Origin of the sequence: Nostoc sp. C110 (assembly GCF_043099725.1) — a bacterium.
GTDB lineage: Bacteria > Cyanobacteriota > Cyanobacteriia > Cyanobacteriales > Nostocaceae > Nostoc > Nostoc muscorum_A.
This window is the reverse complement of the sequence record NZ_CP171144.1, coordinates 55,851-67,931: the sequence shown is the minus strand read 5'-3', so window position 1 is coordinate 67,931 and position 12,081 is coordinate 55,851. Positions and strand designations below refer to the sequence as shown.

The 12,081-nt window shown below is 44.0% G+C and carries 13 protein-coding genes; 9 read left to right on the top strand and 4 right to left on the bottom strand.

The genetic code is table 11. The features are described from left to right. Nucleotides 1-1,165: 1,165 nt before the first annotated feature. Nucleotides 1,166-1,306, bottom strand: coding sequence for a hypothetical protein (locus ACFFRD_RS05080; protein ID WP_392476903.1), 141 nt, complete (start codon nucleotides 1,304-1,306; stop codon nucleotides 1,166-1,168). Between the two features lie 105 nt (nucleotides 1,307-1,411). Then, the gene (locus ACFFRD_RS05075) at nucleotides 1,412-1,588 is read right to left on the bottom strand and encodes a hypothetical protein (RefSeq protein WP_392476900.1); all 177 of its coding nucleotides are present in this window, start codon (nucleotides 1,586-1,588) and stop codon (nucleotides 1,412-1,414) included. A gap of 494 nt (nucleotides 1,589-2,082) precedes the next feature. Here ACFFRD_RS05075 and ACFFRD_RS05070 point away from each other — a divergent pair, with 494 nt between their 5' ends. Further along, entirely contained in the window at nucleotides 2,083-2,514 is a 432-nt protein-coding gene (locus ACFFRD_RS05070; RefSeq protein ID WP_392476902.1) for a hypothetical protein, read from the top strand. Between the two features lie 938 nt (nucleotides 2,515-3,452). On the opposite strand, the gene ACFFRD_RS05065 is transcribed toward ACFFRD_RS05070, so the two are convergent. After that, the gene (locus ACFFRD_RS05065) at nucleotides 3,453-3,884 is read right to left on the bottom strand and encodes a hypothetical protein (protein WP_392476902.1); all 432 of its coding nucleotides are present in this window, start codon (nucleotides 3,882-3,884) and stop codon (nucleotides 3,453-3,455) included. A gap of 494 nt (nucleotides 3,885-4,378) precedes the next feature. On the opposite strand from ACFFRD_RS05065, the gene ACFFRD_RS05060 reads away from it, so the two are divergent. From ACFFRD_RS05060 to ACFFRD_RS05050, 3 genes are all read left to right on the top strand, one after another. Continuing rightward, nucleotides 4,379-4,555 carry a hypothetical protein gene (locus ACFFRD_RS05060; protein ID WP_392476900.1) on the top strand — a complete coding sequence of 59 codons (177 nt, stop codon included), beginning with the start codon at nucleotides 4,379-4,381 and terminating at the stop codon, nucleotides 4,553-4,555. A 105-nt stretch (nucleotides 4,556-4,660) separates the two neighbouring features. Next, nucleotides 4,661-4,801 carry a hypothetical protein gene (locus ACFFRD_RS05055; protein WP_392476899.1) on the top strand — a complete coding sequence of 47 codons (141 nt, stop codon included), beginning with the start codon at nucleotides 4,661-4,663 and terminating at the stop codon, nucleotides 4,799-4,801. A gap of 1,752 nt (nucleotides 4,802-6,553) precedes the next feature. Beyond that, complete coding sequence (locus ACFFRD_RS05050; RefSeq protein ID WP_392476898.1) at nucleotides 6,554-6,745, top strand: hypothetical protein; 192 nt, start codon at nucleotides 6,554-6,556, stop codon at nucleotides 6,743-6,745. A gap of 562 nt (nucleotides 6,746-7,307) precedes the next feature. On the opposite strand, the gene ACFFRD_RS05045 is transcribed toward ACFFRD_RS05050, so the two are convergent. Next, the gene (locus ACFFRD_RS05045; protein WP_392476896.1) at nucleotides 7,308-8,024 is read right to left on the bottom strand and encodes a hypothetical protein; all 717 of its coding nucleotides are present in this window, start codon (nucleotides 8,022-8,024) and stop codon (nucleotides 7,308-7,310) included. A gap of 41 nt (nucleotides 8,025-8,065) precedes the next feature. Between ACFFRD_RS05045 and ACFFRD_RS05040 the strand changes: the two genes are divergently transcribed. The 5 genes from ACFFRD_RS05040 (at nucleotide 8,066) to ACFFRD_RS05020 (ending at nucleotide 11,943) form a co-directional block, all read left to right on the top strand. Beyond that, a complete protein-coding gene (locus ACFFRD_RS05040; RefSeq protein WP_392476894.1) occupies nucleotides 8,066-8,872 on the top strand; it encodes a class I SAM-dependent methyltransferase in 807 nt (268 codons plus the stop codon). Nucleotides 8,873-8,986: 114 nt separating this feature from the next. Then, entirely contained in the window at nucleotides 8,987-9,544 is a 558-nt protein-coding gene (locus ACFFRD_RS05035; protein WP_392476892.1) for a GIY-YIG nuclease family protein, read from the top strand. 20 nt (nucleotides 9,545-9,564) lie between these two features. Next, entirely contained in the window at nucleotides 9,565-9,768 is a 204-nt protein-coding gene (locus ACFFRD_RS05030) for a hypothetical protein (protein ID WP_392476890.1), read from the top strand. Nucleotides 9,769-10,107: 339 nt separating this feature from the next. After that, nucleotides 10,108-10,560, top strand: coding sequence for an Hsp20/alpha crystallin family protein (locus ACFFRD_RS05025; RefSeq protein WP_392476889.1), 453 nt, complete (start codon nucleotides 10,108-10,110; stop codon nucleotides 10,558-10,560). A 255-nt stretch (nucleotides 10,561-10,815) separates the two neighbouring features. Continuing rightward, the gene (locus tag ACFFRD_RS05020; protein ID WP_392476887.1) at nucleotides 10,816-11,943 is read left to right on the top strand and encodes a hypothetical protein; all 1,128 of its coding nucleotides are present in this window, start codon (nucleotides 10,816-10,818) and stop codon (nucleotides 11,941-11,943) included. Nucleotides 11,944-12,081 lie beyond the last annotated feature (138 nt).

The following is a 12,081-nucleotide window of genomic DNA, read 5'->3' as shown; positions in this document are numbered from 1 at the left end:
GCTTAAAAGCTTTTAAGCGCTGTAATCCATCTTTTTTTGACGCACAGTACGCCTTATTTGGCGGAAAGTTTGTTGAGGTAAAAATCAAGAATCAGCCAAAAATGAGTCCGATAAAACTACAAAAGTGACTGAGGTTTTACAACGCTTGTGTCCAATTAAAGCAGAGGCAGGGGAGGAAAGAGTTGATAGACAATTAGTTCTTTTCCCCCTGCTTCTCTTCTACCTCTGCTGCCCTCAACGCAAAAGTTCCTTAACCGAAGGTATTGGGAGTGTCGAGAGGCGTAAGCGGACTGTGACTACCAATCTCAATTGGGAGGCAAGGTAACACAGAGAGAGCGATCGCGTCACCCGCTCACAAAAGCTAACTGATCACGCCACTGTTAGGAGAGATCACCTCCAGTGGGCGGTTACGCCATCGCGTTTACAAACAGAGTTAGAATCTCCCGTAAGTCATGGACAAAAAACATTTGTCTGTTATTCTCATTTAAGTGGAAAAAATGTATATTTTTAAACATTCCATTGGGAACGGCAGTAATGACGGCAGTATGACGGCAATAGTGCCGTCAAAAACGAAATTTTTCTGGGATTTTGTAAATCTTCTAATGGTAAAATTGACGGCAGTATGACGGCCCTGTTGATGGCCTACACGGCAAGGGTAAAAGCTCAAATCAGCCGCCTGAAAATAAACATACCTACTACGGTTATTTTCGCTATTGTTGATTTGAGAAAATTGGCTGTTTTTGACTTAAGTAAAAATACTCAGTGAGTCCGAAAAAGAATTTGAGCAAGGACGTGAAGTATTTTTGAAAAAGCAAGATAAATCAATTCCAAATTCACGCATTCCAAATTGGAGAAGTGCGATCGTCCGTAGTCACGTCAAGAATTGAGATTGGGGATTTGGGTTTTGGTAGTCATGGTCTGGTAGTTATGATGAATTTGGTAGTCATGATGATTAATATCTATTTATATAGAGGGCGTGACTACGGTATCAGAACTTGATACAAAATGCCGTTCTTCTCAGTGGTGACTACCAAATATTGTATAAAAGCTAGCAGCAGTAAGTTGCTAGAGAATTAATTGGGATAAAGCGATCGCTTCGGGAATTAAGCATAGGCCGAAGAAGGTGCTTCGGCTAGCAAGAACCACCAGGCATCGCTGCCATTGTCTAACTACTGCCGGGAGCAAAATCAAGAGCGGTGGCTTTAACGTCTGAAGGGGTGAGGCAAGCGATCGCGCCGTGGTCAATTAGAGGCAGAGAAATTAGGCAGTCAGGATGATTGCCTTTGCAAGCTACGCCCGTAGTCACGCTAAGAATTGAGATTGGGGATTTGGGTTTTGGTAGTTACGGTCTGGTAGTTATGATGAATTTGGTAGTCATGATGATTAATATCTATTTATATAGAGGGCGTGACTACGGTATCAGAACTTGATACAAAATGCCGTTCTTCTCAGTGGTGACTACCAATTTTGTATAAAAGCCAGCATTGGCAAAGCAGTACAAAATTGAGATGGTGGCGCGGTTATGCCAGTGGGGAGACGCGGCAACGCCGCCGTCGGGTAGGCAACGCAGTTGCCAGTCAAATATCAAATATAAGGTGAGATTTAATAACTTAAGTCTTGAAACATGAAAAGATAGTCAGATAAGGAAAGCGCTGAGTCAGCAGCGCAGTTAGGAAATTGGTAGGTTTAATACAATAATGCTAGTATGCTGGCACTAACTGTATAGACTGATTAAAAAGCGAGGTTAACAGCGATCTCTTCTATCGTTGTTAACCTCGCTTTATCACCCTTGTATTTGCGTAGCTTGCTGCCAAAGGCATCGCGATCGCAGTTCACCTCCTAGCCAATACTCACAACCTGTTATCAATCTCAAAACTAGTTAGTAAAAATGTCTAACCGGATAGATGCAATATAGAGCGTAGCTGCCAGTTCTACGCACCTGGGGAAATTGCCAGCCGTCTTAGAGATGCTCTCGCGCTCGGTAGGCGATGCCTTTGGCGGTTGTAGCCATTGCGGACACCGCTTCGCAGTTAAAGTAGTTATGTCTTAAAATTTTCAATAGGCATAACTCTTGTAACTGCCATGACAGACCGCATCGACCAAATCATAGAGAAGCTTCAACAATTAAAGGAAATCAGGCAGCATCTGGTCAATGAACCAATGTCTGAATCTGGGGTCTGGATTCATCAGTATGAGGTACGCAAAAAATACAAAAAAGATGGTGAAATCTACTGGTATGTATACGCAAAATGGCAATCATACGAGCCAATTTTTAAAAGGAACCCAAAGCCCAGATTAAAAGGGATTGTAAAGCGCGGCAACAACCCAGAATATACCTGCCATCAACACATAGGCAGGGTAGGCAGTAGCACAGGGCTAGGAACTGAAAAAGAGGTCACGGAAGCATATCGAGAGTGGGAAAATCGCAAACGGTTAGATGCCATAGATAAAACTTTGGAAGAAATAGAAACCGCGCTCATCGAAGTTATGCCACAAAAAAATAATAAAGCATAACTATTGAGGCGGTCGTCTACGGCGGGTGAGTACGCCATCGCTATAGTCGATTGCAGTAACCTGTTATTTATATCACAACTAGTTATTAAAGATGTCTAACCGAATAGATGCAGTATGGAGTGTAGCTGCCATACACACCTGGAAAATTGTCAGCCGCGTCAGAAATGCTCTCCGGTAGGCAGGCGAACGCGGGAGACGCAGCAAAATCAATAACCTGTTAATAATTAAATGAGTATAATAACAAGTTAGCAAATAGTAACAGGATAGTGTATATATGCTGTTATAAACTCATGCAATAATCTAACCCTTAGCTGAAACCTTTACTGTAAAAGCCTTATAGATATGTGCAGTATTGACACGTTATGCAAAGATGAACAGGTTGCAACTAACCAGTTAACACATAGATAACCTGTTAACAAAATCTCATTGCAGACATGAGAGCAGCTATAACAGGTTTATCTGTTAATTTAAATTAACAGATAAACCTGTTATAGCTGCTCTCATGTCTGCAATGAGATTTTGTTAACAGGTTATCTATGTGTTAACTGGTTAGTTGCAACCTGTTCATCTTTGCATAACGTGTCAATACTGCACATATCTATAAGGCTTTTACAGTAAAGGTTTCAGCTAAGGGTTAGATTATTGCATGAGTTTATAACAGCATATATACACTATCCTGTTACTATTTGCTAACTTGTTATTATACTCATTTAATTATTAACAGGTTATTGATTTTGCTGCGTCTCCCGCGTTCGCCTGCCTACCGGAGAGCATTTCTGACGCGGCTGACAATTTTCCAGGTGTGTATGGCAGCTACACTCCATACTGCATCTATTCGGTTAGACATCTTTAATAACTAGTTGTGATATAAATAACAGGTTACTGCAATCGACTATAGCGATGGCGTACTCACCCGCCGTAGACGACCGCCTCAATAGTTATGCTTTATTATTTTTTTGTGGCATAACTTCGATGAGCGCGGTTTCTATTTCTTCCAAAGTTTTATCTATGGCATCTAACCGTTTGCGATTTTCCCACTCTCGATATGCTTCCGTGACCTCTTTTTCAGTTCCTAGCCCTGTGCTACTGCCTACCCTGCCTATGTGTTGATGGCAGGTATATTCTGGGTTGTTGCCGCGCTTTACAATCCCTTTTAATCTGGGCTTTGGGTTCCTTTTAAAAATTGGCTCGTATGATTGCCATTTTGCGTATACATACCAGTAGATTTCACCATCTTTTTTGTATTTTTTGCGTACCTCATACTGATGAATCCAGACCCCAGATTCAGACATTGGTTCATTGACCAGATGCTGCCTGATTTCCTTTAATTGTTGAAGCTTCTCTATGATTTGGTCGATGCGGTCTGTCATGGCAGTTACAAGAGTTATGCCTATTGAAAATTTTAAGACATAACTACTTTAACTGCGAAGCGGTGTCCGCAATGGCTACAACCGCCAAAGGCATCGCCTACCGAGCGCGAGAGCATCTCTAAGACGGCTGGCAATTTCCCCAGGTGCGTAGAACTGGCAGCTACGCTCTATATTGCATCTATCCGGTTAGACATTTTTACTAACTAGTTTTGAGATTGATAACAGGTTGTGAGTATTGGCTAGGAGGTGAACTGCGATCGCGATGCCTTTGGCCGCAAGCTACGCAAATACAAGGGTGATAAAGCGAGGTTAACAACGATAGAAGAGATCGCTGTTAACCTCGCTTTTTGATCAGTCTATACAGTTAGTGCCAGCATACTAGCATTATTGTATTAAACCTACCAATTTCCTAACTGCGCTGCTGACTCAGCGCTTTCCTTATCTGACTATCTTTTCATGTTTCAAGACTTAAGTTATTAAATCTCACCTTATATTTGATATTTGACTGGCAACTGCGTTGCCTACCCGACGGCGGCGTTGCCGCGTCTCCCCACTGGCATAACCGCGCCACCATCTCAATTTTGTACTGCTTTGCCAATGCTGGCTTTTATACAAAATTGGTAGTCACCACTGAGAAGAACGGCATTTTGTATCAAGTTCTGATACCGTAGTCACGCCCTCTATATAAATAGATATTAATCATCATGACTACCAAATTCATCATAACTACCAGACCGTAACTACCAAAACCCAAATCCCCAATCTCAATTCTTAGCGTGACTACGGGCGTAGCTTGCAAAGGCGATCATCCTGACTGCCTAATTTCTCTGCCTCTAATTGACCACGGCGCGATCGCTTGCCTCACCCCTTCAGACGTTAAAGCCACCGCTCTTGATTTTGCTCCCGGCAGTAGTTAGACAATGGCCGCGATGCCTGGTGGTTCTTGCTAGCCGAAGCACCTTCTTCGGCCTATGCTTAATTCCCGAAGCGATCGCTTTATCCCAATTAATTCTCTAGCAACTTACTGCTGCTAGCTTTTATACAATATTTGGTAGTCACCACTGAGAAGAACGGCATTTTGTATCAAGTTCTGATACCGTAGTCACGCCCTCTATATAAATAGATATTAATCATCATGACTACCAAATTCATCATAACTACCAGACCATGACTACCAAAACCCAAATCCCCAATCTCAATTCTTGACGTGACTACGGACGATCGCACTTCTCCAATTTGGAATGCGTGAATTTGGAATTGATTTATCTTGCTTTTTCAAAAATACTTCACGTCCTTGCTCAAATTCTTTTTCGGACTCACTGAGTATTTTTACTTAAGTCAAAAACAGCCAATTTTCTCAAATCAACAATAGCGAAAATAACCGTAGTAGGTATGTTTATTTTCAGGCGGCTGATTTGAGCTTTTACCCTTGCCGTGTAGGCCGTCAACAGGGCCGTCATACTGCCGTCAATTTTACCATTAGAAGATTTACAAAATCCCAGAAAAATTTCGTTTTTGACGGCACTATTGCCGTCATACTGCCGTCATTACTGCCGTTCCCAATGGAATGTTTAAAAATATACATTTTTTCCACTTAAATGAGAATAACAGACAAATGTTTTTTGTCCATGACTTACGGGAGATTCTAACTCTGTTTGTAAACGCGATGGCGTAACCGCCCACTGGAGGTGATCTCTCCTAACAGTGGCGTGATCAGTTAGCTTTTGTGAGCGGGTGACGCGATCGCTCTCTCTGTGTTACCTTGCCTCCCAATTGAGATTGGTAGTCACAGTCCGCTTACGCCTCTCGACACTCCCAATACCTTCGGTTAAGGAACTTTTGCGTTGAGGGCAGCAGAGGTAGAAGAGAAGCAGGGGGAAAAGAACTAATTGTCTATCAACTCTTTCCTCCCCTGCCTCTGCTTTAATTGGACACAAGCGTTGTAAAACCTCAGTCACTTTTGTAGTTTTATCGGACTCATTTTTGGCTGATTCTTGATTTTTACCTCAACAAACTTTCCGCCAAATAAGGCGTACTGTGCGTCAAAAAAAGATGGATTACAGCGCTTAAAAGCTTTTAAGCGAATTTCTCAATAATTGGTAAATTATTGGAACAAAATGGGAGACTTCTAACAAGTATTGGTAAGTATTGGGAATTGTTCTTCTTTATTGGGAATTTTTGAGCTAATGAGAATTCCGTTACTGGATGATTTTTAAGGGGTAAAAAGGTAAGAAAAAATTGGAGATTTGGGAGATGTTGGATAGATATTGGGAGATGTTGAATGTAGTTGGTGAGGATTGGGAATTTGGAGATTTTGTAAAGATATTCTCTCAAATCCACGAATTTAGTCAAATCAATTAACTGGTGCCAAAACTGTAATATTTCTTGATAAATGTGTCAATAATCACGGTTTGGGCGGTTTATATTGAGAGTAATTATCAATTAGATAGACAAAAAAAGGGTCAAAAACAGGGGTAAATTTTTTTTTGTGGATTTTGTTTCTTTAACAAACTTCGGCGGGTCTAAGTCCCCGGCTACAAAAGAAGCCGCAAGTTTGGCATGACCACAGCGCGATCGCATAACCGAACCCCTTCAGACCTTAAAGCCACCGCTCTTGATTTTGCTCCCAGCAGTAGTTAGAAGAATGCCTTAGACAATGAATGGCCGCGATGCCTGCGGTTCTTGCTAGCCGAACCACCTTCTTCGCCCTATGCTTAATTCCCGAAGCCATCGCTGCTAACAGTCGTGTTCGTCTTCTCCCCCAATCAAGGGGACATAATATTAGTTGGATCTGCGTTGGGTGTTTCTCTATTCCTGGTAACATGGTCATCACTTGCGGCAACGTTGCCGAATGTTTTTAGTTTCTCAATCCTGAGAATAGTTAGTGGCGACATCAAAGATTTATGCTACAAATGCAGTGCATTGTAGTACGAAAAACCCTCCAAGCGAACGGCGGTTTCATGTCATGAGCGCAGCGAAAGATGGCGCAGCCACCCGCAGGGCATGAAACCATAGTGAGTACGGTTATGTTATTCTCTAAGCGAAGAATTGTTGAGGGCAAAAAATAGCAATTAAGAGCGCTAAGTTTTGGCATAGTCTAGGGATAGTCCAAGCATAGTCTATTGAACTTGCTTTCTTGAAAAAACTGATTAAGAGCGCTAAGTTCTGGCATAGTCTAGGGATAGTCCAAGCTAAGTTGTGGCATAGTCTAGAGAAAATGTAGTTTGGTATACAATTTACTCATTTAAAATCCACTAATTACATAAACTTAGTGGTGATTATGTAATTAGTTTGTAAGGGAAAAAATAGCTTTAACGAACTTTGGGGGTTTAAGTAAAGAGCCTAAGAAAGGCAGCCCGTTTTGGGTGGGGGTTTAAATCCCCGTCCCAAAACGTAATTGCGAATTGCGAATTGCGAATTGTTTTAATTTCTCCCTGACTTAAAGCCTTCCCCACTTAGAAATTCTTCATTGATCAGCAAGAGAATTTTATCTGTGTCCTTTCCCTTGTTGGCATAGCTGGCTGGATTACTGGGGTCTCTCTTGTTCTCCATGCCGAACTTAGCATTATGGCTAATCACCTCATCCTTGTGAGCCTCAATCCAATCGCGTACCAGCAAGCCGTTACAGCCCGATAAATCTCTGAGTGCTTGGTTAGTCACTGCCAAGCGATCTGAGTCAAGAGTTGCCACAGTATCGTTATACAAACAGATAGCTTGATAAGACCGACGAATTTTTTCTATACCTGCCCCCGGCGCTTTGCTCCCCCATACCTCATCATCAGTCTTGGCTTGCCAGTCAATCTCTTCTTTGATGGGTGCAACCTTGGCAGGTGTGGCAGTAGTAGCAGGTGCTATAGCCACACCTTGAGTTACCTTGTTCACTACCTCAATAACTTTTTTCTCTAGCCAAGAATCTAACTCAGTGACATTGAGAGTAACTGTTTGGGGTTGCTGTGTGGCTGACATTGCAGTTTTCTCCTGTTGTAATTGTTTGTTGGCTATCTCTAATTGGTTATTGACTTGCTCTAACTGGTTATTAATTTGCCGTAACTCTTTAACTTCCGCCTCTAGTTGGGCAACTCTCTGCTGTGCTGACTGTAATTGCTTTGCAGTGTCCAAACGGTCAGATGAGCTATACAATTACCGAAGTCTGAAAGTTGTATGTAGTCTGGGGGATAAAAATGGCACAAGATGACCGCTATACACTTGCCACAGGGGAGTTAGGCGCACATCGACTTTCAATCCTCAACATGATCCACAAGCCCTATACAGAATTCTTATTCCGGCAAGTTGGACTTGAGCCAGGAATGTTAGTAGCTGACATTGGTTGCGGAACTGGTAATGTTTCTAACTGGCTGGCCCAACAGGTTGGTTCTGGCGGCTCTGTTTTTGGTGTAGATATGAGTGCCGCACAGCTAGAAAAGGCGCAGCAGAATGCACAGGCTCAGGGTTTAAGCAATATAAAATTTACCCTTGGCAATGCCTACGATATAGGATTACCTAAAAAATCTTTTGACTTGGTTTACTGCCGCTTTTTGCTAATGCACTTAACTCGTCCTGCTGATGCACTCGACCAAATGCGATCGCTTCTTAAGCCTGGTGGATTAATGGTGTGCGAGGAAGCAGACTTTAGCTGTGCCTTTTGTGATCCACCGTCCCCAGCTTATGAGCGTTGTTTTGAACTTTTCTTAGCTATCAGTAACATTCGCGGTCAGCATTTTCGTCTTGGAACCACGCTATACCGAGTTTTTCAGGATGTTGGGTTGGTTGCACCATCCGTTTCTTTGGTACAACCCGTTGTAGTACGCTCTAACACCAAGCGCCTAGTCGATTTATCATTATTTGAGGCAGTTGATGCTTTCATTGAAGCTGGACTGACAACACAAGAAGAGATTGACCAGACAATTGCCCAAATAAGGGCATTGGCTGCTGACGAAACAACAATATTTTGCATCCCTCGCGTCACGCAGGTTTGGGCGAAAAAATAAGTTTATTGTTCCGTTTCCGGTTTCAAAAAATGTGAATCGCCTAAACCCGTTAACAGGTTTACTCAATTCAGTTCTGGGGGATAATCAGCTAGTCGGCACGCTCCCGTAATACCCTTGGAACCCAATCAACTAAACCTATTTCCAGAAGTGAAACCCACACCAGCACCTAGAGCAGAGGCACTGGTTATGAGTGCTGATGCCCTGCTGAAGTGGAAAGCACAAATTTTGGACTATCAGCAACGGGTGAGGGAAACCAAGCCAGTGCAGCAGGCGACATTATTTGACCTAGCTCCAGTGCATTGTGACCCAGAGACGATAGACCCGTTTACGCTGCATTTACAACCAATGGCTTTTTACCGGATGCCAGATGATTTTGGACAAGCAGCTTTGTATTTTGTGATTGATTCTGCTGCTGAATTGCTACTTTATGTTGGCGAAACCTGTCGTAGTAACAAACGCTGGCGTGGGACTCATGGCTGTAAAGATTACATCAGCAGTTACCGAGACTTACATTATCGCTATCAGATAGAGACGGCGGTTAATATTGGTTTTTGGTGGGATGCTCCGGTAGAGCGACGCACACGGCAAACTTTAGAACAGGCAATGATTCAAAAATTTAAGTCCCCATTCAACAAGGAAAATTGGGAGCGGTGGGGGCAGCCGTTTAAGTAGGGTGTTTCGTGGTGATTAAAATGTCTGATAATTTACCTTTTCAAAATCCTGACCAACTACAGCAATGGCATCAGGGTATAAAAGATGCCAACCGCAATAATATTTTCTGTCATTGTCGTGCTTGCGGTTATGAATGGATGGATTCAGTATTTGATGTTACTTGTATTAAATGCAGTAGCAAAGATGTAGAAAGTATTTCATCTTGGCAGTTTCCCGATGACTAAATCGAAATGCTTATTGAATAGTGCGATGGCGAAGCGAGTAAAGCGAGTGTGATTGTTGTTTTGAAAATATAAGCAATGCCTGACTGCACTATCCCCTTCAACAGAAGAATAATTAGTTGATTATTATTGGTATTAATAGTTATTATTCTGGTTTACCGAACCGCAAAATTAGAGTAACCCGTACTCTTTTTTCATGCCTACAAGGGTGCGCTAATCATCAATTAATTGGTGATGAAAACCGAATTTACACGGTTTTTAACCATACTTATTATAAATACATAAGCACAAAACCAAGTGCAAAAACGATTAAACAAGAACTATTTAAAGAGAGTAAAAGCTATGGCACTAGTTTGTTACAACCCCTGGCAAGAATTGAACGCTTTAGAACGTCACATCAACGGCTTATTTGGAGATACCAGAGTACCATCTGCACGGCTTGACAGAGATTTTATCAGAGTTCCGGCGGCTGAGTTGCAAGAAACTGATGATGCGATTCATCTCAAACTAGAACTGCCAGGACTGGAAGCTAAAGACCTGGATATTCAAGTCACCCAAGATGCTGTTCACATCAGTGGTGAGCGCAAGTCCCAAACTCAAACCGAAAACAATGGCACTACAATAAGTGAATTCTACTATGGTAAATTCCAACGTGTAATTCCTCTATCTGCTAGAGTTCAAAATACCAATGTCACCGCAGATTATAAAGACGGTATCTTGAATTTGACACTGCCAAAAACTGAGCAAGAAAAGAACAAAGTTGTCAAGGTTAATCTCGAACAACCTGCTGCATAGTCTGAAACTTCTCTACCTCCAATGATTGATTGAGATAATGAAAGCCCAGTTATGAGATGACTGGGCTTTTTTGTATGCGATGTCTACGACGGGCTGCGTCGCTCTTAGGATTTATCCTCTATACCTGATATTTACTTAATATTTACTTGATAGTTGCTTGTTGATAAATAAGCCCATTAATTTATATAGAAATTTCTTGAAATTGGAGATTTATTAAATTTACTGTATTTTAATTCAGTAGCAGAGGGAATCATCATGCACAACCACATCTCGCGCCGTGCGTTCTTCATTGGCGCGGTGAGAGCGGGAGCGACCGGACTTGCCGCCACGTCCCTCTCAAGAACTGGACTTCTCGGCAGCATCGCCGTTGCACAAAGCCAAAAGAGGCTGCGGCTCAACCTGCCCCCCTACCCGTTCTTTGACAACCTTCGGACTGTCATGACCGAGGATCAAGCCCTCCTCGACCGACTCGTGAGAGCCTACGCACGCACAACCCCGCTTGGAGGTCACGATCCGATTGACTTTCTCTCACGCTACGTCCCGGTGTACGTGTTCGAGCAAACACTCCGACCGTCCGAACCCGGCGACCCGTCGCTTTCGACGTTGCTGTGGCTAATGCACCTTGCCGGGTATTTTGGCGGTGTGTGGTTGCGCGACGCTTTCATCCGCTTCCCGGTGCCGGGTTCACCGAACCCACGGCCCGGATTTGCGCCGACCGCGAATAGCTTTGACGCGATTGTGACGCGCATTAACGCCGCGCTCACAGCATTCAACGGCAACGATGCCGGAGCGATCGCTTACGCCGAGGGGAGTCTTCGGGGTGCGCCGCTCCAGGGACTCACCGACAGCTACGGGTACAACGCAGGCTACCTCGACCAGATCCTCACCGGTTCAAAGCCGACAAACGCGATGGCTCCTGTAGGCTACTTCATCTACCGCGACACCTTACTCTTCGACGGTACTTATGCTGTCGAGGAGATCCGCCCGCTCGACAATTGGCGGCGACACGCCGAGCAAGCCGCAAGTCGGCCGCGCAGTCGCTATGCTGAGATTGTCAACGGTGCAGGTGGTGCCGACTCACTCCTGGCGATCCAGTCGGCTGGGGTTGTACGGGGCAAGGCAACGTGGCAGCCCCAGAACGTGTTCCTCGCAATAGTGAACTACGACCAGCCCACGTATGACCTGCTCCTCATGACCAGCGCCTACTTCTTGCAGTGCATACAGGCTACTGGGCTGGCGGCGCTTGCAGCATCGGCAGTTGGGAACGCAGACTGGGCGAGGTCTGCCGTGCGATCAAACGCGATGATCGTGCCGTATGGAGGCAGCTATAGCGTTGGCCTCTTTGACAACACTGGTCAGCTGCCGACGTTCACGATGGTCTGACGGTTGACTGGTTGTCGTGGGCTGCGGACTTTGAGGTTCGTCAGCATCCATCACGCTTGGGGGTCGGGCGATCGCTTTTAAGTTTCCTCTAAGAATTGGGTGGGGCGATGCCTAACGGCGGGCTGCGCCTACGCACTA